The organism is Aquirhabdus sp. (assembly GCF_046462495.1).
In the GTDB taxonomy this organism is placed as follows: domain Bacteria; phylum Pseudomonadota; class Gammaproteobacteria; order Pseudomonadales; family Moraxellaceae; genus Aquirhabdus.
Genome location: NZ_JBKGVE010000003.1, coordinates 90,109 through 111,512 on the forward strand (window position 1 = coordinate 90,109; position 21,404 = coordinate 111,512).

Annotated in this window: 17 protein-coding genes; 8 read left to right on the forward strand and 9 right to left on the reverse strand. The window is 48.6% G+C overall.

Annotation, left to right across the window (positions count from 1 at the left end; genetic code table 11):
* Positions 1-20: 20 nt before the first annotated feature.
* The 4 genes from ACLHG7_RS02125 to ACLHG7_RS02140 form a co-directional block, all read right to left on the reverse strand.
* Entirely contained in the window at positions 21-1,106 is a 1,086-nt protein-coding gene (locus ACLHG7_RS02125) for a 5'-methylthioadenosine/S-adenosylhomocysteine nucleosidase (RefSeq protein WP_410209433.1), read from the reverse strand.
* Between the two features lie 150 nt (positions 1,107-1,256).
* On the reverse strand, positions 1,257-2,375 hold the full coding sequence (locus ACLHG7_RS02130; RefSeq protein ID WP_410209675.1) for a BMP family ABC transporter substrate-binding protein: 1,119 nt from the start codon (positions 2,373-2,375) through the stop codon (positions 1,257-1,259).
* A 299-nt stretch (positions 2,376-2,674) separates the two neighbouring features.
* Complete coding sequence (locus ACLHG7_RS02135) at positions 2,675-3,817, reverse strand: nucleoside hydrolase (protein ID WP_410209434.1); 1,143 nt, start codon at positions 3,815-3,817, stop codon at positions 2,675-2,677.
* 72 nt (positions 3,818-3,889) lie between these two features.
* Complete coding sequence (locus tag ACLHG7_RS02140; RefSeq protein ID WP_410209435.1) at positions 3,890-6,316, reverse strand: TonB-dependent receptor; 2,427 nt, start codon at positions 6,314-6,316, stop codon at positions 3,890-3,892.
* 308 nt (positions 6,317-6,624) lie between these two features.
* Here ACLHG7_RS02140 and ACLHG7_RS02145 point away from each other — a divergent pair, with 308 nt between their 5' ends.
* The 4 genes from ACLHG7_RS02145 (at position 6,625) to xdhC (ending at position 12,416) form a co-directional block, all read left to right on the forward strand.
* A complete protein-coding gene (locus ACLHG7_RS02145; RefSeq protein ID WP_410209436.1) occupies positions 6,625-7,158 on the forward strand; it encodes a nucleoside deaminase in 534 nt (177 codons plus the stop codon).
* 165 nt (positions 7,159-7,323) lie between these two features.
* Complete coding sequence (xdhA, locus tag ACLHG7_RS02150) at positions 7,324-8,910, forward strand: xanthine dehydrogenase small subunit (RefSeq protein WP_410209437.1); 1,587 nt, start codon at positions 7,324-7,326, stop codon at positions 8,908-8,910.
* A 3-nt stretch (positions 8,911-8,913) separates the two neighbouring features.
* Positions 8,914-11,364 carry a xanthine dehydrogenase molybdopterin binding subunit gene (xdhB, locus tag ACLHG7_RS02155; RefSeq protein WP_410209438.1) on the forward strand — a complete coding sequence of 817 codons (2,451 nt, stop codon included), beginning with the start codon at positions 8,914-8,916 and terminating at the stop codon, positions 11,362-11,364.
* Entirely contained in the window at positions 11,361-12,416 is a 1,056-nt protein-coding gene (xdhC, locus tag ACLHG7_RS02160) for a xanthine dehydrogenase accessory protein XdhC (RefSeq protein ID WP_410209439.1), read from the forward strand. Before xdhB ends, xdhC begins: the two co-directional genes overlap by 4 nt.
* A 28-nt stretch (positions 12,417-12,444) precedes the next feature.
* On the opposite strand, the gene ACLHG7_RS02165 is transcribed toward xdhC, so the two are convergent.
* Together ACLHG7_RS02165 and ACLHG7_RS02170 are read right to left on the reverse strand one after the other, a co-directional pair.
* On the reverse strand, positions 12,445-13,041 hold the full coding sequence (locus ACLHG7_RS02165) for a cupin domain-containing protein (RefSeq protein WP_410209440.1): 597 nt from the start codon (positions 13,039-13,041) through the stop codon (positions 12,445-12,447).
* A gap of 207 nt (positions 13,042-13,248) precedes the next feature.
* On the reverse strand, positions 13,249-14,355 hold the full coding sequence (locus ACLHG7_RS02170; RefSeq protein WP_410209441.1) for a porin: 1,107 nt from the start codon (positions 14,353-14,355) through the stop codon (positions 13,249-13,251).
* A gap of 285 nt (positions 14,356-14,640) precedes the next feature.
* Between ACLHG7_RS02170 and ACLHG7_RS02175 the strand changes: the two genes are divergently transcribed.
* On the forward strand, positions 14,641-15,780 hold the full coding sequence (locus tag ACLHG7_RS02175) for a DUF6670 family protein (RefSeq protein WP_410209442.1): 1,140 nt from the start codon (positions 14,641-14,643) through the stop codon (positions 15,778-15,780).
* A 21-nt stretch (positions 15,781-15,801) separates the two neighbouring features.
* On the opposite strand, the gene ACLHG7_RS02180 is transcribed toward ACLHG7_RS02175, so the two are convergent.
* Positions 15,802-16,326, reverse strand: coding sequence for a GNAT family N-acetyltransferase (locus tag ACLHG7_RS02180; RefSeq protein ID WP_410209676.1), 525 nt, complete (start codon positions 16,324-16,326; stop codon positions 15,802-15,804).
* A 25-nt stretch (positions 16,327-16,351) separates the two neighbouring features.
* Positions 16,352-16,735, reverse strand: a complete 384-nt coding sequence (locus ACLHG7_RS02185; protein WP_410209443.1) for a MerR family transcriptional regulator — start codon at positions 16,733-16,735, stop codon at positions 16,352-16,354.
* A gap of 125 nt (positions 16,736-16,860) precedes the next feature.
* Between ACLHG7_RS02185 and ACLHG7_RS02190 the strand changes: the two genes are divergently transcribed.
* Positions 16,861-17,256 (forward strand): hypothetical protein, encoded by a 396-nt coding sequence (locus tag ACLHG7_RS02190; RefSeq protein WP_410209444.1) that lies wholly within the window; start codon positions 16,861-16,863, stop codon positions 17,254-17,256.
* Between the two features lie 99 nt (positions 17,257-17,355).
* Here ACLHG7_RS02190 and ACLHG7_RS02195 read toward each other — a convergent pair whose 3' ends face one another.
* Complete coding sequence (locus tag ACLHG7_RS02195) at positions 17,356-18,384, reverse strand: adenosine deaminase (protein ID WP_410209445.1); 1,029 nt, start codon at positions 18,382-18,384, stop codon at positions 17,356-17,358.
* A 280-nt stretch (positions 18,385-18,664) separates the two neighbouring features.
* Between ACLHG7_RS02195 and ACLHG7_RS02200 the strand changes: the two genes are divergently transcribed.
* Together ACLHG7_RS02200 and ACLHG7_RS02205 are read left to right on the forward strand one after the other, a co-directional pair.
* Positions 18,665-20,254, forward strand: a complete 1,590-nt coding sequence (locus tag ACLHG7_RS02200; RefSeq protein WP_410209446.1) for an ABC transporter ATP-binding protein — start codon at positions 18,665-18,667, stop codon at positions 20,252-20,254.
* 62 nt (positions 20,255-20,316) lie between these two features.
* The gene (locus ACLHG7_RS02205) at positions 20,317-21,387 is read left to right on the forward strand and encodes an ABC transporter permease (RefSeq protein ID WP_410209447.1); all 1,071 of its coding nucleotides are present in this window, start codon (positions 20,317-20,319) and stop codon (positions 21,385-21,387) included.
* Positions 21,388-21,404: the final 17 nt, after the last annotated feature.

Genomic DNA, 21,404 nt, shown 5'->3' on the forward strand with positions numbered 1-21,404 from the left:
AGGGTCTGTAACACCCAAGCTTATTTCACATTCGGTGCCCATGCTTCTACAAAAGCCATAGTCAATTTGGCGGAGTTACGCTGGGCAACACCTGACGCAAAGAAAGCACCCACATCAGGATTGGCATCCGCTCCGGCAAGATCCGATAAGCTGCGGAAGGCAATAAAAGGAATTTGATTGGCGTAGGCCACATGCGCAACACCCGCTGTCTCCATATCGACACAGTCGGCTTGGACGTTCTTTTCCAAATAATCACGGTATTTGGCATTGGCCAGAAATGCACCGGAAGAAATCCCGCGACGGCCCATCACCAGATTTGGTGTACGGCAACTGGTTGGGCTGGTACAAATCGGCTCTAATGTAGTCGTTGCCTTCAGACCGTTGGCAACGACCAACATCTGCGGATCTACAGGATAATCAGAGCGCATCTCGCCATGCACAATCGCCTTGCCCGAATAGGTATCAATCAGGGCTTCTTGCTGACTATTTTTAGCATTTAAGACATTGGTTTCACGTAAGAAGATGCCATCCGCATAAGGCGGTACATCCGGCATGAGTTTTAAGCCCAAGCAGGTCAGATCATTCTCCTTACCGCAAGGCGCAGGGACCGCCGTACTATTGGCGTAATACACTTCATTCGGAGCGAGCCAACTTTGTGCTACAACCACATCACCGACATGGTACTGTGAGTTGGTGCCCCCTGCGATGCCGCTAAACACAAGCTGGCGCACGTTATAATGATCAAACAGCAACTGGCTGGTCATCACGGCATTCGACATGCTGATGCCACTTAAGACCAAAACTACGGGAACACCGCGCAAGGTACCCGTAGTAAAGGACTTGCCATTGATCAGTACGGTTGATTTATCCTGCATTTGCGCAAGGAGCAACTCGGCTTCCTGTCCAAATGCCGCCATGATGCCTAAGCGTGGACTGCACTCAGTCAAGCAATGCTTGTTTGCTTTAGATACTGTTGAAGACGTCGCGAGCTCATGCGAACTTAAAGACGCACAGCCCGTCATCAGTGCAGCGAATCCTAGTGTCACGCATAGCGCAGTCTTTTTGAAAGTCTGGATAAAATCACGAGAAATGATCGAATGACGCATAATGAACAACCTGTGCAGTCTATGATTTTTAAAGCAATAATTTATTAGGGAATAATCAAGGTTCGCTTTATAAAAAAGCAGCTGAGGTAGAGGATTACCTCAGCATGCTATGGTTCACTGCCCCTGATCCTTCAGGGCAATATCAAGTGCTTATTTTGGTAAAACACCTTCTACGCCTTGCACGTAGAAATTCATTTTACCGAGATCAGCGTCAGAGTAGACCTTACCTTTAGGCAAGAACACGACGCCCGCTTGATTGGTCAGAGGACCAGTAAAAGGATGTAATTTTCCGGAGTGAATTGCATCGCGTACACCCAGCGCATATTTCTGCACCTCTGGAGAAACGTCTGGACCAAACTTCTCGATGTTGATCGCATCTTTATCTACGCCCCACCAGATGCTGCTGGATTTCCACTTCCCAGCCAACACATCCGCCAGCACGCTGTCATAGATCACATCCCAATGCAGTACGGATGCTGCCAGTTGTGCTTTGGCACCAAACTTACTCATATCCGAATCCCAACCAAAGGCATGGATGCCTTTTTCCTGAGCGGCCTGTACTACGGCTGGTGAATCCGTGTTTTGCATCAAGGTATCGCAACCTTGCGAAATCAAAGCCAATGCCGCATCACGCTCTTTGCCCGGATCAAACCATGAGTTCACCCAAATCGCACGAGTCGTGATTTTTGGATTCACACTGCGTGCACCTAGGGTAAAGGCATTGATATTCCGCACCACTTCTGGAATCGGGAATGATGCAACAACACCTAACTTATTCGTCTTACTGGTTTTACCCGCGACGACACCCAGTAGATAAGCACCCTCGTAAGTACGGATATCATAGGTCCCTAAGTTTTTGTCCGTTTTATAACCGGTAGCATGCATAAAAACGGTATTCGGAAAAACTTTGGCGACCTTCGCCATTTGGTTCATATAGCCAAATGATGTCGCGAAAATCACTTTATTGCCTTGTTGTGCAAGGTTACGGAACACACGTTCAGCATCGGCTGTTTCAGGAACGTTTTCAACATAAGACGTCTTAACCTTGCCTTTTAGCTCAGCCTCACTGGCAAGACGACCTTGGTCATGCGAGTAAGTCCAGCCATGATCACCTGTTGGTCCGATATATACAAATGCAGATTTCACTGGATCTGCGGCATAGGCCGTCGACAGCAAACCCAAAGTCAATGCACTGCTTGCAGCAATCGCTGCAATCATTTTTCTTAGTGGCGATTTTCTCAATGGCGATGCACTCGGTTGAGATGACATAGCCGTATGTTCGGTATTTAGCATAGTGGGTCCTGTGACGCTGTGTTGGTGGTCTCGTTGAAACATGAATGTGCTCCCCGGATATTTATCATTGATTTAATCATTTGCAGATGGTTTTAACACCCCAGCAACGTCATCTCTTGTCTTCAAATCGCCTGGCTCTACACCTTGGCTTTCTAGCTTTGATACTAGCAAGTTATATACCACCGCTCTATGCGTTCGCTGTTATGTACAATATTGCAAAATACGATAGACAGTTGACGCATTGATGACGGTGAGATAGCGGACTCTTGGATGACTCACTTAATGGAGGTCGGACTTGCTTGGGGCTGCGGCCGATTTAAGATCGTGATCATCATTTTCTCCAGTGCTTTAACATTCACGTTACGCACTACGGTGTTTACCCGTTCTCCCAGATCAGGCCCCCAGCCTTGTGCCCATGACAAGGTATTGCCATAGCCTGCACCCGAGTCCGTATCGACATCCACCAGCAGATCGTCGGATTGGGTGATGATGCTGGGATCAAGCCACACTGCTGTCGCAATATCATCCCAAAGCGGGAATCCGGCCTCGTTATATTGTCTCAGCGCCTTGGCGATTGGCGTCTGTGATGCCGTCATGTCATTGAGCAATTTCGGTGTTAGCTCGGTTGCGGTCGATGGATCAACAGGGATCATCACGATATGCTTCCAAGGCTCACGCAATACGATGCGCGCCGCCTCAGGGTCCCAGCGGAAGTTAAATTCTAAACGCGGCGTATTGCGATATTCACGGCCAAACTGCTCGGCACTTTTGGAAGTGAGCTGCTGATGCGGATTGACACTCCCCCCCATATAGATCAGCTCTTTGGCGGTTGCGGCAAAGGTAGGGTCTAGACGCGCTGCCAACGCCAAGTTGGTCAAAGGCCCTGTCGCAATAATCGAGACTTGTCCCGGAAACTCATGCACTTTACGGATCAGAAAATTCGCCGCAATCTCATTGGAAGGTTTGATCTGTGGATCACCCTCAGGCAAATGAGGAACTTCATATGGCCCATGAAACTTAGGCTGAGTTTGAATCGTACCTTCGGGGAACTTATCGTCCATCCACGCCCCTTTCCACACCAAACGACCATGCAATGCCTCCCATTTATTGGTAAAGGCCTTGGTATTTAAGAGCGGAAAAATGGCACCGGGCACCACAGGGATATCTGTACGCCCAGCTATCTCTAGCATACGCAGTGCATGGGCGACATTCTCGTCCCGCCAAGCATCGCCACTCACCACAGTAATCCCCAGTACATCGACATTGGGTGACATCAAGGCCATGAGCTGCGCAGCTCTGGGGCCGGCAATGTCATCATCCAAAATGACTTTACGCTGATCTGCCGCATTCGCGGGGATAGTAGACGCCAAACAGCACAGTGTGATGGCGGAATACATGAATTTACGAGGAGAAAACATTATATACACCTCAAAAAAAAGCGACGTTTAGCTAAACGTCGCGGAGGAAGGAAAGAAGTGAATCATGAAAAGTTAGAAGTTCTGTTTGAACTGAACACCAACCATACGCGGTTCGTTGATCATGCCGGTCAAGTTGTTAAAGTCGATCCCACTGGTGGTGCGAATGGTATTGGTAATATTCCGCGCAAAAACTGCCGCTTCGTATTTACCTGCATCCCAGTTATAACCCACTCGCAGTCCACCCTCGAGGATAGGCTGGCTCTTAAACTCTGCCGACTCATACAAGAAGAAATTGGCTGAACTACGATATGACCAATCGGTGTAAACAAAAAACTCGTCATCTTTATTCAAGTTCAATGGAATGCCATAACGGAGCGTCATGTTGCTGATCCACTTCGGTGCTTGAGGCAGTGGATTACCATTGATCGATACTAAAGTTTTGCCATTTGACACAATCTCAGGATCGGTAACGGTACATGTGCGGCAAGGCGCGACATACAAATTCGGGTCTTTAATTTCGGTATCGTTATAGCTGGTGCCCAAAGTGAATTTTAAGTGCTCTGTCAGATTGGCTTGGAAGTCGACTTCAGCACCTTGTCCAATGCTCTTATCCGCATTGATCAACACGTTGCTGTTGTTTTGTCCACCAACGACAGTTAACTGTTGGTTTTTCACGTCATAGCGGAAAACGCTAAAGTTCAAGCGAGCACGTTTATCAAACAAGTCCGACTTAAAGCCCGCTTCATAGGAAGTGACCGTCTCCGCTTGTGCAACTGTGATCGGTACAAACTCTGTAGGTGGCGCGATACTTGGTGCGCGGAAGCCTGTTGCGACACGCGCATACAAGTTCACATCTGGCGTAATGGCATAGGTACCGCTCACATCCCAATTTACTTTATTGACATCGGCATCTGCGCTTTTCGCACCGAGCATCGGTACTTGATCCGCAAGCTTCACGTCAAAATTACGCTCATCGTGGGTGTAACGTATCCCGCCGCGTACTTTTAGTTTATCCGTTAGATCATAACTGGCGGAACCAAACGCAGCCCAAGCCTTATTGTCTTGTTCCCAAATCATATCCGTGGTTTTCTGACCTGACGGATTGGACAATGTGTTATAACCTACTGATTCACCAGTGATATCATCCCAGAAATAATAGACACCCGCTTGCCAGTTCAGTGGTTGTCCACTCTTGGATTCGATACGGAACTCTTGGGTCAGCTGTTTGTGATCATTCACGCTACCACTGGTTTCTACTGGGAATGGAATTAAACCCGGGCCTGAAGGTGGAGCAAATACAGCACCGTATCCACCATCAATGTCACCACGTGTAAAGTATTTATTAATCGTTTCATAACCGGTAATCGAGCTGATTTTGAATTGATCAAAATTCCAGGTCAGATGCAGATTTGTACCCGATGTTTGTAGCTCTTGCTTGTTATGTGCATCGGTTGAGATTTCGGCAGGATCAAAACCATCGATGAGCTTATTGGTGCCTGGTTGAATAATGTTTGCACGGAACAATCGTGCAGAGCCACTCATATCCCGCGCATGCACATTCAATAACGCTGAAAAGTCATCGCTCGGTTTGTACAGCAACTGGATGCGTCCCGCTTTCTCATCGTAACCTTCCAGCTTGCCGCCTGTGACGGAATCCTTGACCCAATCATCACGATGCTGAACCAAGCCCGATACCCGTACCGCCAAGACATCGTTCAAAGGAATATTGATCGCACCTTCTGCATTCGCCGTATTATAAGTTCCATCGGAAAGGCTATAGTAACCACTGACTTTATTGTCTAACGTCGGTTTGACGGAGTCAAACTTCACCACACCAGCGGGCGAGTTACGACCAAATAAAGTGCCCTGTGGACCACGCAATACTTCTACAGCCGCCAAGTCAAACATCGGATAGCCTTTTAGTACGGCATTTTCCTGCACGATATCATCATAAACGAGAGACACGGGTTGAGAGGCGTAGGTGTTAAAGTCGGTGTTGCCATAGCCACGGATATATAAACGCGGGAAGCTACGACCATTTGAAGACTCAATGTTTAAGCTGGGTGTTTTAGCCGCAAGCACACGAATATCCTGTCCGCTGGAATTGAGTACATTCAATTGTTCACCGCGGATCAAAGAGACCGAAACAGGCACATTTTTAATATTTTCAGTACGACGCGACGCTGTAACCGTAACAGCTTCCAATCTCGGTGCGGCTTCAGGGGTTGCAGTTGCTGAGGAATCTGTTGCGGGTGCTGCGACTGCCGAATCGGCAACAGGTGCAGGCTGAGGGGCATCTTCTGCCCAAGTCATTCCGATTGGTAAAGTCATCCCCAAAAGCAAGCCACCAATTTTTCCCAGTGAACTGGCTTGACTCAAGTGTTTAGACGTCATTTCAAAACTGGCACGGCTCAAGGCTTGTGCTAGCACATTTTTGACCAGCTTTAAGGAAGGCGAAGATGGTTCGCCATGCTGTTTGACACGCCTAGATTCACTCATAATAGTCCCCAATGGCATAATGAAAATGATTAAAAGCAGGCTGCCCCCCTGCTTGACCCCAGATAGGCGATTACAGACTGCAAAAGAAAAAACACATTCCAACAACATGGACCCGATACTAGCAACTAATTCTTGTGCCACCCATGTTGCGGCGGTTATGTGGAGTATTGGTAAAATCGAATTTTTAAGCCCTGAATTCCGTCCTATACTCATAGTCATGTTGGCTTTGCAGCCTCCCATTGATCGTAATGTGCAGATCGGTAGAGCCGGTCTGACCTTTCATTACCCTGATTAGGCATGCTGAAAACATGAATACAGAAATAGAAGCCGCTATAAACACATCAGCGCCTACAGAAACACTATCCTTGTCTACTCGCGATCAGGATTTTTTGCGTCAATCCATTGCCCTATCACAGCAATCCCGCGAACAAGGCAAACATCCTTTCGCGGCTATCGTGGTCAATCCAGACGGGAAAATCATTGCCCAAGCAGGAAATAACTCCCTGCCACCAGAAGGCGACCCGACGCGTCATGCCGAAATTGTGGCTGTAGGTATGGCGGCTAAAATTCTTACCCCGCATGAGATGCAAGGGTGTACGCTCTATACCAACGCCGAGCCCTGTGCGATGTGTGCTGGTGGGATTTATTGGGGCGGGATTGGTCGCGTGGTTTATGGCATTTCTGAAGTTCATTTACTTGAGATCACGGGGAACCACCCAGAAAACCCAACACTTTCCTTGCCCTGTAGGCAAGTATTTGCCAGTGGTCAGCGTCCAACAACCGTGATCGGACCCTGCTTAGTTGAAGAAGCTGCTGCTGTACACGAAGGGTTTTGGCAGTAACGATTTTTGTGCCTGCTGATCACTTTCACTGATGTAAAACGATGTGGCAACGGTGCATGATTGGAATAAGACTTGCTGCACCATAAGAGATTGCTCGACGATCTAAAACAGTTTGAACACCCTGTTGAAACATCGACATGTTTCAATATCGTTAATGAGGTTGATATGTCTTCACGCGCTATTCAATTTTACTTCCGCGGTGAAGTCCAGCAGGTGGAGGCGATTTCCCCCACCCGTACCGTCTTGCAATATTTACGCGAAGATTGCCACCATACTGGAACCAAAGAGGGCTGCGCCGAAGGAGACTGCGGCGCGTGTACGGTTGTGGTCGCAGAACTGGCTTCACGAGACGGTAAAGAACTCTTGCAGCTACGTACGGTAAATTCATGCATTCAATTCCTACCTACATTAGATGGTAAAGCCTTATTTACGGTCGAAGATCTGGCGCAGATTCAAGCACTGCAAACGCTTAAAGACACTGACTCGCCTGCGATCGATGCACATTCAGCCTATGCCGCAAGCAAAGCACTGCACCCGATTCAGCAAGCGATGGTGGATCACCACGCCTCACAATGTGGTTTTTGTACGCCGGGCTTTGTCATGTCGCTGTGGGCAATGTATGAAAACCAAACCCACGCCCCCACTCGTACGGAAGCCACTGAACACATCTCGGGTAATCTATGCCGCTGCACGGGCTATCGCCCAATCCTGGATGCCGCCATTGCAGCTTATGACTTGCCACGGGTTACCCTTGAACGCGAACCGATCATCAGTACCCTGAAAGCACTGGAAGCACTCCCCTCACTGAGCTATCACATCGCAGGTCAACGGTTCTTTGCACCACGTAGTCGTGCAGAACTGGCAGCGTTACGTATTGAACATCCACAAGGGCGGTTGCTTGCGGGGAGTACGGATGTCGGTCTCTGGATCACTAAACAAGGTCGTCAGTTAGGCGATGTGATTTATTTAGGTCATGTTGCGGATCTCAAAAGGATTGATCATCAAGATGCTTACATTGAGATTGGTGCGATGGTATCGCTGACTGATGCCTTTGCCACGCTCACCCGTCTAGATACGGGCTGGACAGAACTGGCACGGCGCTTTGCCTCCGAACCGATCAAAAACGCAGGCACCTTGGGTGGCAATGTCGCCAATGGATCGCCGATTGGCGACTCCATGCCTGCACTGATTACACAGTCTGCAGAGATTGTTCTGCAGCACGGTGCATCCACGCGTCGCCTACCCCTTGAAGATTTTTATCTCGATTACCAAAAAACCGCGCTGTTGGATGGAGAGTTTGTTGCGGCGATTCGTGTGCCCATCTCTAAAACAATCATGGGGATGTCTGCATACTTTCATACCTATAAAATCGCCAAGCGCAATGAGCAGGATATTTCTGCAGTATGCGGTGCATTTGCTGTGGTACTCGATTCAACAGGAATCGTACAAAGCGCACGAATTGCCTATGGGGGCATGGCTGCAATTCCCAAACGTGCGACATCTTGTGAAACCGCGCTGGTTGGGCAGCCTTGGTCCAGGGCCCTCATTGAAACAGCACAAAATGCATTACGCCTAGACTTTGCACCGCTTAGCGATGGTCGTGCCAGTGCCGAATACCGTCAGATTGTCGCGGCAAATCTGCTGACCCGCTTCTGGTTTGAGACTCTATCAGAAGATGATGCCTCTCATGGACAGTCACAACACGCCATGCGCTTAAGTGATCTGATCCCGACTCAAACGGTGGAGGGCTAAGTCATGAATCAAGCGACTAATCTATCTGAAGTCATTCACATCAATAAAGACCCCGCGCTCAAGAACGCCGGACCTATCGGCAAATCGATCCCGCATGAAAGTGCGCATCTGCATGTCAGTGGCCAAGCGACCTATATCGATGATCTACCCGAATGGGAAGGCACCTTGCATGCGGCACTGGGTCTATCCACCTGCGCGCATGGGCGGATTAAGAAACTCGATTTAAGTGCCGTGTATACGGCGGCTGGCGTGCGCTGTGTGTATCTGGCCAAGGATATCCCGCATCATAATAACTGCGGACCCATCGTTGCCGATGAACCGATCATCGCTGATGATGTCATTCAGTTTTATGGACAAGTCATTTTTGTGGTTGCAGCAGAGACCTATCAACAGGCACGTGCCGCAGTTCGTCTGGCTCAAGTCGAATATGAAGCTTTTGAGCCCATCCTGACCATTGGCGAGGCCATCAAGGCAGAGTCTTGGGTTTTACCTCCTGTTGATCTTAAACGTGGTGAAGCGGCAGAAGGTCTGGAGAACGCCCCCCATCGTCTGCAAGGATCAAGCGCTGTCGGTGGACAAGAGCACTTTTATCTGGAAGGGCAAATCTCTTATGCCTACCCCAAAGAAGATCACACCATTCACGTTCACTGCTCAACCCAGCACCCCACTGAAATGCAGCATCTCATCTGCCATGCATTGGGTTATCGTGCTCATCAAGTCAGTGTGGAAGCACGGCGTATGGGCGGCGGTTTTGGCGGCAAAGAATCGCAGTCGGCGCAGTGGGCCTGCATCGCATCGCTACTCGCCGTCAAAACTGGAAAACCCGTCAAACTGCGCCTTGATCGAGATGATGACATGGTCGCAACTGGCAAACGTCATGGTTTTGATTTTGAATGGGATGTCGGCTTTGATGATGAAGGACGCATCCTAGGACTACAAATTCAAATCGCCTCAAACTGTGGTTTTTCAGTCGATCTATCCGGTCCTGTGAATGACCGTGCAATCTGTCACATCGACAATGCCTACTATCTGGATGCCGTTGCAATCCGTAGTCTGCGCTGTAAGACCCACACTGTCTCCAATACTGCCTTTCGTGGATTCGGTGGTCCGCAAGGCATGTTTCCGATCGAATACATCATCGACGATATCGCCTACTATCTAGACCATGATCCGTTAGCAGTCCGCCTGATCAACTTCTATGATGATGCTACACAGATCGCAGCCCATCCTGAAACTGCACGGAATACCACCCACTATGGCACGACCATTACGGATAATGTCATTCCAAGTCTTGTCAAAGAGCTGGCGCAAAGCTGTGATTACACTGCCCGCCGGGCAGAAATTGACGCATTCAATGCACAAAGCCCCATTATCAAGAAAGGTTTGGCACTGACACCCGTAAAGTTTGGAATTTCCTTTAATGCGACGCTATACAACCAAGCGGGTGCCTTAGTCCATGTCTACAGTGACGGTACAGTACTGCTCACTCATGGCGGCACAGAAATGGGACAAGGCCTCTATAGCAAAATTCGCCAGATTGTCGCCCATGAATTCGCCATTCCCTTAGCTGATGTCCGCTTCTCGGCAACCGATACCAGCCGAGTGCCTAACACATCCGCAACTGCCGCCTCCAGCGGCACTGATTTAAATGGTAAAGCCGCTCAAGCCGCTTGCATCACGATTCGCACCCGTCTGGCAATCTTTGCAGCAGAGCTTGCCCATACGACACTGGATCATGTCGTGTTCAGTGAGGGTCACGTCTATGCTGGAACCGATGACGCGATTGATGGTAAAGGGTTGCAAAAATGGACCTTTGGGGAATTGGTGCTGCGCGCCTATCAAGCACGGATCCAGCTCTGGGACAGTGGTTTCTATAAGACCCCCGATATACACTGGAATCCGGCCATTCGTTTTGGACGACCTTTTTACTACTTCGCGTATGGCGCTGCCGCAACCGAAGTCGCAATCGATACCCTAACCGGCGAAACACAGATCCTACGTGTGGATGTACTCCATGACGTGGGACAATCGATTAACCCCGCCATTGATATTGGTCAGATTGAAGGGGGATTTATTCAAGGGATGGGCTGGTTGACCAGCGAAGAGCTGTATTGGGTCAAAAGCGGTGCCAAGACTGGGCATTTATTTACCCATGCGCCATCGACCTATAAAATTCCCACCGCTGCTGATTGTCCTTCGATTTTTAATGTCAAACTCTTCAATAATCAGAATGTTGAAAACACCATACATCGCTCTAAAGCAGTTGGTGAACCGCCATTTATGCTGGCACTGTCCGTCTTTTCTGCACTGCGCGATGCCGTGAGCGCTGCGGTTGAAGCGGAAACAGGCATCAGAACCAAACTAAAACCTAAGCTTGAAGCACCGGCGACACCTGAGTCGATCTTGCGGGCAATTCACCTTGGAATCAACCAACCCTTCGGATTACGGCCATGAAAGCATGGCTCAATACCCTGCCCACTTGGCTACAATCCCGAGATTGTATACTGGTCACCGTTGCGCGAGTCGAAGGCTCTACCCCGCGTGAAGCGGGTGCTTCCATGTTGATAGGTGTCGATGAAACGGGTCAAGCACTCCAAATCGATACCATTGGCGGCGGTCATCTGGAATGGCAAGCGACCGACATCGCTCAAAAGATGCTGGTAGGCTCCGAGTCCACACATTCAATTCACTTTGAACGCTTTAATCTCAGTGCCCGTTTAGGGCAATGCTGTGGCGGCGTTGTATGGCTCATTTTTGAAAAGATCACATCGAATCATTCGCAAAGTTGGCAAGCATCGATTAACGCGTTAGAACAAGGTGCATGCCTACTCCGTACACTTCGTCATGATCAGAATCACTCGACGTGGGCCACTCACACAACAGGCAAGAACAGAGTTCAACTTGATCATAGCGCCGCAAAAAAATCATCTATGGAAAAGGCTCAGACGGCCGAAGCCTTATGGCAATTTGAACAAGAAATTCTGGGTAGCCCATTTACCGTTTATCTGTTTGGTGCAGGACATGTCGGCCGTGCTGTGGTCGAAGCGCTACGCCCACTTGATGCAAAAATTCGCTGGATCGACTCGCGTGATCATGGCTTTCCTGAGCATCAAGAAGCACACATTGATTATGTCAGTAGCGATCAACCTGAAGATGAAATTGCTCACGCACCCGCCAACAGCTACTTCCTGATTATGACTCACAACCATGCACTCGATTTTAGATTGTGCTTAGAGTTATTCAAACGTAATGACTTTGCCTACTTTGGCTTGATTGGTTCGGAGAGTAAACGGGCTGTTTTTGAGCATCGCCTGCACTCACGCGGGGTTGATGCACTGCGTTTTCAAGAGATGACCTGCCCGATTGGCATTCAAGGCATCTACAGTAAAGAACCCGCCCTGATTGCAGTGTCAGTGGTCGCTCAGATGCTGCAAATCCATACCACCCATCTCCAGACCGAACGGATCTATGGCGGCAAAATCTCCCAGTCATCAAACCTTGGCTAGAGAAGGCTGCGAAGGATTTCCTCACATGCTATGGCTTGCGCGTCAAATGCGTGATGATCTCAACATACTGAGGAAATGCGGCAAGCAGCGCGCTACGCGATCCGATTTCAAAATCTTCAAAATCAAACCCCGGACTCACCGTACAACCGACTAGCGAATACTCACTGCCTACCGCGGGTTCTGCCGCAAACCAGCTGCCACGCGGTGCCAACGCCTGAAAGACCTGCCCTTGATGCGGATCATTTCCTAGCAGATGAATGATCAGTTGACCATCAGGCATCAGCACATACAGTTTCAGCGGTCCTCCAGCATAAAAGTGCCATAACTCATCGGATTGCAAACGATGAAAGGTACTGTAGTCGCCTTTGTTCAATAGAAACTCAATTGCGGTGCTTGTCGAGCGTGGGCCTTTGTAGCGTGCGGGGAGCATCGCTTGTGTGTATTGCTCCTCAGACTTATACGTCTGCTTGTAGTAGCCCCCTTCTGGATGAGGCTCCAGCGAAAGCAATTTGACGAAATCTAACGACTGATCCTGTGGTGACATGGCACACCCCGAAAGCAGTAAATAGGCAGGAATGGATATCATCCAGAAACAATGACGCATCGCATGACGTAGATATTTCATTGCTCAGATCCGTCCTTCATCAAGGTTTAAGCTGACTCAACCAGAAAGGTAAGCTCGCCTCATTAAACTAACGGATATGACCCATTGAACATAGCTGAATCTGGATATAACGTCTATCTGATTAACGGCATATGAGCGTTAAAATCGGACGAATTAGATGAGACTATGGGAGGCGAAATCATCAGCGTGACTCGCCCCTGATAGACTTTAGAATCGGTAGCGTACACCTACGGCTGTCGACATCTGGTTTTGATTGGGGTATCCACCACCAACACAGTCAGCTTGGGTATTCACAAAAGACTCCGTAGCACCGCCTTGATTGTGCAAGTAAGCCAAATTGGCCGTGAGACTGAGCGGCTTAGAAATCTTATATTCACCAGACAAACGATACATGAGTGTCTGGTTCGACAACGTCGTATTATCACGATAAATCACATCGGCAGATCCAGTAAACGCTGAAGTAAACGGATAGTCCACCCCGACTTCCATAGCGTAAGCCTTACGTGCCGACATGGCACCGATCGACTGTAATTTAGCTGGACCTGAAATATCGGCATAGGTCAGCCCAAGCCTGCCGTTAATCCAGCCCCAGTTATAACTGCTGCCTAGAGTGGTGAGCAAATATCGATTGCCCGTGTGGTTTTCATCCACCCCGGTGTCTTCCTCATGGTTATGGGTTAAGCCCACCATGAGTGGACCTGCCGTATATTTGACGCCCAAACTATACATGGAGCCCGCTTGCTCAAGCTTACGGTAATCATTCAGCCCATACATGGCACCGACTTGCAGACCTGAGATTTCAGGCGAGGTGTATTTTACGGTATTACGATACAGCTCGCTGATCGCATCAAACTCGGAAAATTTAAAGATTGCCCCAGTGTTATAGCCGCCCTTAAAAACAGTGCCAAAAAACCAATCATCGTTAAAGTCCCACTGTTTACCCAGCGTAAATGTACCCCACGGACTTTCAAGCCCGGCATAGGCATTGCGTGAGAAGAGCTCATGGTTGGTTGGAATTTGTAGTCTGGAAGGACTAAAGCTTGCCTGCAGATTCACAATCGCCTTGAACCCAGAACCAAAATCATAATTGCCGCCTAGACCTAGCCCCGATGCACTTAAAATCCCATCAGTCGTATCGGTCTTGGTTTGATGTCCATCGCCAGTATGGGTCACTGCTACTAGGCCTGTATCAATCAAACCAAATGCCTTCAATGTCGCATTGCCGCTAGTCACACTTAAATCCGCACTTGCATTACCACTCCCTAATACCGCAGTGCATGTCAGCGCTGCTAAGGGAAAATTCAAAAACTTCATCAGTACAGCCTAAGTATCATTCTAATCAGTTGTTATTTTATCTTATTCCAACCAAGCATATAGTTATCAATTAAATAAAATTACCTTTTGGTCAAATTTAGCACTGCATATATTTTATTCTTCGCCCTAACAAATGCATTTTATTAAGAATAATCAGGATAGATACTCCTCTCATTTCCCCGACCCATGTGTCGCATCCATTGACTCTATCGCCATAAGACTATAGATTTAATCAGTATCATTTTAGAACTAACTTAAAAAACCATTCTGATTAGAGATCGATTGATGGCAAACTCATCCAGAAATTCAACACTGACCATTCATGGGCGTTCGCTCCCCGACAGCCATCGACCACCACAAGGCATAAAAGACCGTCTCGCCAATAAAGCCGCCCAGTCGATTGCAGCACTTTTTGGTATTCCCAAACCTGGACAGCAGATCCCATTTCCAGCCCTGGCCTTATTCTCACCGCATGTCGATTCCCTACGCTTTGGCAGTACGCATTTTGGCATCATGATTCCAGATCTACCCGCGCCTCACCAGTTCATGTCATTTGCTTCGATACTGGGGATGCTCGGCGTCAAAATTGTCGATGTAGATCATGCCGTCAGTAGCGATGGACCACGCCATACGGCGCTGCTGGTTCACGGTACGGCTCAAACGCCTAACGATGCTTTTTCATCCTATGGGATGAAGACTGACATGGACATTAAGGCGGATGGCAGTCTGATTCGCTTTGGCAAGGATGCAGAGCTCTCTGGGGTTTACCCCAACTTTAAACTCAAAAGCCAGCGCGATGGGTTTAGTACGGACATCAATCTGACAGCCACAGGCGATATCACATGGTTTGGTCACAGTCCCTTTTATCAGCATTTCAGTTTACTGATTCGCTATGACGGGACATTCACCCATCACGGAAAATCGATCCCGATAACAGGACTTTGTACTTGGGAATACTGGCAGGCAGTGTCTTTGTATCTCCCTGTCAACAAGTTGATCCCACGACGTTTTAAACTGGGCGCGGATTTCTTCACCTATCAAGTGATCAATTTGAATCAGGAAACCCAACTGCTTCTCGCCTATGTGGCGTTCTTGGATCGTCCGTTGGCTAAATTTGCGTATATCAGAACAGTTGGCGGAGGAAGTCAGCAACTGGATGCTGATGTACGCTTTAAAGTCCTGACTGCACAAGCAGAACCAGCCATTGCACCAGATGGTTTTGCCATGACATTACCACAGACCTTCCGCTGGACCATCACCAGCCGCACCGGAGAGAGTCTCTTTGAAATCAATGCAACCGTCGATACCCCCATGCTCTATGGGTTGGCGGCGGGGTATGTCGGTGCATATCATTGGGAGGGTACTCGGAATGGTCAGCCGCTGACTGGGCGCGGCTATGTCGAATATATCGATCAGCGTGACTAAGATCATGCCGCTAAACCGAATTTATAGTTGAAAGATAAAATGGATATCCTCAGGATCCAGTGCATACAGCGCTGGATCTGGCTGCAGAGTGATCGTGCAGCCTAAGCCTTGGTAAAAATGAACGGTACTCTCAGACGGCGTTGCGGAAATATAGAGAGATTGGGCGCCGCGTCTTCTTGCCTCGGCGACTGCCAAGTTAAACAGTTGTCTCCCTAGTCCTTTGCCGCGGTATAAACTACTGACATGCAGAAACTTCAACTGCAACTGGTCCTGATCATGACTCAAAAAGCGATTATCGACCACCACAACGCCGATGAGTTTTCCACCATCAAACAGTCCATAAAACCAACCGCCACGATCATAACAAGCCTCTAAAATCGGCGTATATTGCCCAGCCTCTCCCTCTGGCCAGCCATCCATATCGTAGTACTCGGGCTTTAAGACCAGTTCACCATCGATCCGATAATAGATATGATGAATAATCTCGCTGCGATCAATCGTCCATACGTCTTTGACCTCATCACGGGTCAACGCTCTACCTAACATCACACTTCTCTCTTTATAAAATGAATCACCGCGTTACGGCAGCTATAGACAATGACGTATCCACGGTACAAGTCAACTGACTAAACGTGTCCGTCAGTTCTTTTCTCATGGCATGAAGTGCTTGTATCTTTTGATCGATCTGATCAATTTTGGTTGCCAAGCGCTTCTCGATCTCTATACGACCAAATTTTCCATCCAGTACATCCGACATGATGTCCTTGATCTCAGCTAGAGAAAAACCCAGTGTCTGACTACTCCGAATAAATCGCACGTGACGAACATCATCGTCCTTATAGAATCGGTAGCCATTGTCTTGACGCTTGGGCGTTCCCAATAGACCCTGCTTTTCGTAATAACGAATCGTATCTGTCGTCGTTTGAGTCACTCTTGCCAGTTCACTGATATTCATCCGCCCACTCCCTCGTCTACAGCCCAATCATAACACTTGACCTTGGTCTATAGACCAAGGTTTAAGGTGTGTTTTCTAGCGTTGTTTGACAACGCCCAGTGCTAACTCTCTATAGAAGGTAGTGAATGATGATGCATACTCAATATCGACAAATTGTCCGCGCTTCGGCAATTTATGACTTGGTGGTGACGGCACCCTTTGCAACTCCGTGGACATTTGCAGTCATATACCAACTCTTAAACACGATCGCCCCTATCCCGCCCTTCGAACCTACCCATGTTCTTTTTGTTAATCTCTTTGGCTCAATCGTGCTCGTCTGGTCAATCCTGAGGATCCGTGATCCTCAAGCCGTTTATGGTTTTTATGATTCGATAGGTCGGGCGCTCTTTTCAATATGGTTCTTTTATTATTTAATCCGTTACGACATCAATCCGGTCACTTGGATTTTTGCCGTACTTGAACTGTCTTGGTTTGTTATTCAGGCGTATGGATTCATCAGACTGTCTAAGCAAACGGTCTGAGTAAAATAGGTCGGCTCCTCTCAATTAGGCATGATGACCATACATGTGATGACAAAGACCTTGCGGACTATTGTTGCAAGGTCTTTGTTCTATCCAAAGTTACTGAACCCGCCATGCAGCCCAAATCCGGTCAATCTCCGTCAGCCACTTGGCTTTCTCAGTATCACTCATCCATGCTGCCTCAAAACTATTCTTAGCCAATTGCACAATATCAGCATCCGACAAATCTAAAGCCGCACGGCACGCGATAAAGTTGTCATTCACATAGCCGCCAAAGTAGGCAGGATCGTCGGAATTGATCAGGACGGCTAAACCCATTTCCAGCATCTTTTTCAGCGGATGCTGCTTCAAATCGTTATAGACCTTTAAGCGCACGTTAGACAGCGGGCAGACTGTCAGCGGCATCCGCTCAGCGACCAGACGCTTGACCAAGGCCTCGCTTTCAAGACTGCGAACACCATGATCAATACGCTTAACCTGCAATAGATCCAGCGCTTCATAGACATACTCAGGCGGACCTTCTTCGCCCGCATGGGCAACGACCGGTAGATTCAGCGCATGACAGCGCGCATAGAGACGCTCAAATTTTGAAGGCGGGTGACCCTTTTCACTGGAATCCAGACCAAAACCATCAATCCCCGACAAGTAAGAGGTTGCTTGCTCAAGCACATCAAAGCCTTCTGCCTCAGACAAATGACGTAGAAAACTCATGATCAGCTTAGAGGTTAGTCCCCATTTAGCCTGCGCATCATCCAGCGCGCGGCGTATGCCGTTGTAGACAGTCGCAAACTGAATACCGCGCATCGTATGTGTTTGCGGATCAAAGAAAATCTCGGTATGCACCACATGATCCTGATGAGCTTTTTTAAGGTATGCCCAAGTCAAATCATAAAAATCCTGCTCATGGATCAGGACATCCGCACCTGCATAGTACAAGTCTAAAAAGGATTGCAAATCTTTAAAATCATACGCTGCGCGAATCGCATCGATGTCCGCATAATTTAACGTCACGCCATTACGCTCGGCCAACATCAGCATCATTTCTGGCTCTAAGGAGCCTTCGATATGCAAGTGCAGCTCGGTTTTGGGTAATTGTTGAATCAAAGAATCCAGAGGATGTGTGGTCATGCTGTTTCGCCCGCATAGATGAGGTGACTGGCAAATCTGCCTACACGTTTTGACGCCAATCACCATAAATGAATCTGCATAAAATACACTAATCTAGAGCCTGATAGCGTCTACTTTATGCTTTATATGCAATCTGCTATAGCAAATATAGATGGATACAAACGGTATCTGATTATGGCTCAGCGATTGCTTACTATTTGATGATGCTTAAAACATTAAGCGTGAACCGATGGTTCGTGCTTGATCAGCACTTGACTCAAAACACAGTTCAGGAAATCTCATGACGCCGACGACCGAATCCATAGCACCGGCTCCATCACAAGATGCAACGCGATTTTTGCCCAAGCGTTTAGAGCTGCACAACATCACCAAACGCTATAGCAGTGTCGTGGCGAATGATGATGTGAGTCTCAGTGTCGCAGCAGGTGAAATTCATGCTGTGCTGGGTGAAAATGGCGCTGGAAAAAGTACTTTGATGAAAGTCATTTACGGTGCGACCAAGGCCAATCAAGGCCATATCATTTGGAATGGGCGCGAAGTTGAAATCGACAATCCTGCGGCTGCACGTCGTCTCGGCATCGGCATGGTCTATCAGCATTTCTCACTGTTTGAAACCTTAAGCGTGGTGCAAAACATTGCGCTGGTTTTAGAAGAGAAATATGACTTGGCAGGGCTTGCCGCGCGGGTCAAAGCCGTGTCTGAGAAATATGGTCTACCGCTTGACCCGCATCGACTTGTCAATAGCTTGTCGGTTGGTGAACGACAACGTGTTGAAATTGTACGCTGTTTATTACAGAACCCGTCACTGCTGATTCTGGATGAACCCACCTCAGTCCTCACCCCTCAAGCCGTACTCAAGCTGTTTGAAACCTTGCGTCGTCTGGCCAGTGAAGGTGTTTCGATCCTCTATATCAGCCATAAGCTCCACGAGATTCAAGAGCTGTGTGATAGCGCTACGATCATGCGCGGTGGCAAGGTCACAGGCACTGCCAAGCCCAAAGAAGAGACGACGGCAAGCCTTGCGCGCATGATGATTGGTCGCGATCTACCTGCTTATGAAAGCCCAGCCTATCAAGGTATCAGCCACCCGATCCTGCAAGTCAGTCATCTCAGCTTAACGTCGGAAGATCCTTTTGGTACGCAGTTGGATGAGATCAATCTGACCGTCAACTCAGGAGAGATTCTTGGCATTGCAGGTATATCGGGCAATGGTCAAGCGGAATTACTTGCCGCATTGTCAGGTGAAATGACCAGTAAAAAACAACATATTTCGTTAGACGGTGTTGATGTTGGGCATCTGGATGCTGGCAAACGTCGTGCGTTAGGCCTCGGTTTTGTACCCGAAGAGCGCCTAGGGCGGGGTGCTGTACCCGCCATGTCACTCACACAAAATGCCCTCCTCACTGCACATGCACAAGGCTTCGTAAAGTTCGGGCTGGTCAGTTACCAAAAAGCCCGCGCGTTTGCTCAAGCATGTATTACGCGCTTTGATGTGCGTACGGGTGGTACGGAGTCTGCGGCACGCTCCCTATCGGGTGGTAATCTACAAAAATTCATTGTGGGCCGTGAAATCATGCAAACCCCGAAAGTCATGATCGTTGCCCAGCCGACATGGGGTGTGGATGTTGGCGCATCCGCCTTTATACGTCAGACCCTGATTGATTTGTCTAGGCAAGGCGTTGCAATCCTCGTCATTTCTGAAGAGCTTGAAGAGTTGTTTGAAATCAGCGACCGCATCGCAGTCCTTGCAGAAGGCAAGCTCTCCGATGCCCGGCTGAAATCTGAAACCAATGCCGAGGCCATTGGCCTCATGATGTCAGGTCTCAAGAGCCAAAAGACAGCAGAAAAATCTATGCTTGAGTCAGCATAACCCGATTATTTTTTTATTTTCATATAGAGCATTGATGTTCTTCAGAATTATAGGACTGCCCTATGCACTTACTTGAGCCACGCGCCCATCCGTCACAACTCATGAAATGGTTGTCGCCTTTGATTGCGATTGCCCTCATGCTGATCACGGGAAGTCTGCTATTTCTTGCGCTGGACAAGAATCCGATTGAAGCGTTTAAGGTCTTTTTTATCGATCCACTAACCAGTAGCTATGGATGGGGTGAGCTATTGATTAAAGCCAGTCCGCTGATCCTGATTGCTCAGGGTCTTGCGATTGGATTTCGAGCCCGCATCTTTAACATCGGTGCCGAAGGCCAATTGATCATGGGTGCACTGTTTGGCGGGGGGATCGCGATCACGTTTCAGGGCATGACCGGATGGTGGATTCTACCCTTAATGGTCATTGGTGGTGCGATTGGTGGTGCATTATGGGGCGCCCTGCCTGCCCTGCTCAAAACTCAGTTCAATGCCGAAGAGACACTGACCACGTTAATGCTCAATTATGTGGCAACTTTTATCCTGCTCTATATGGTTAATGGTCCATGGCGCGACCCTGCAGGCATGAACTTTCCACAATCGATCATGTTTGATGGCAGTACGCTACTTCCGATCCTGATTGAAGGATCACGGGTAAATGCCTCGGTATTTATCACACTCTTTGCGGTGTTTGCTTTTTGGCTATTCACCTCACGCAGCTTTCTTTCTTATCAATTAGAAGTCGGGGGGCAAGCCCCAGCTGCATCGCGTTATGCAGGTTTCTCCGCCAAGCGCACTGTGTGGTTCAGCCTCTGTATCTCAGGAATGATGGCCGGAATCGCGGGCGTTGGTGAAATCGCTGGACCTGTCGGGCAGCTCAACCCAAACATCTCCCCGGGCTATGGTTTTGCCGCGATCATTGTCGCGTACTTAGGCCGTTTAAACCCTATCGGCATGGTTTTATCTGGGTTTCTGATGGCGCTTCTTTATCTCGGCGGAGAGGCGGCACAAATGGCCATGCAATTACCCGCGGCGATCACGGGGTTATTTCAGGGCATGTTGCTGTTCTTCCTGCTGGGGTCTGATGCGTTTATTGAGAATCGTCTACGCCGCCGTGCAGGAGCAAAACCTGCATAACAAGTTTGCACATAGAT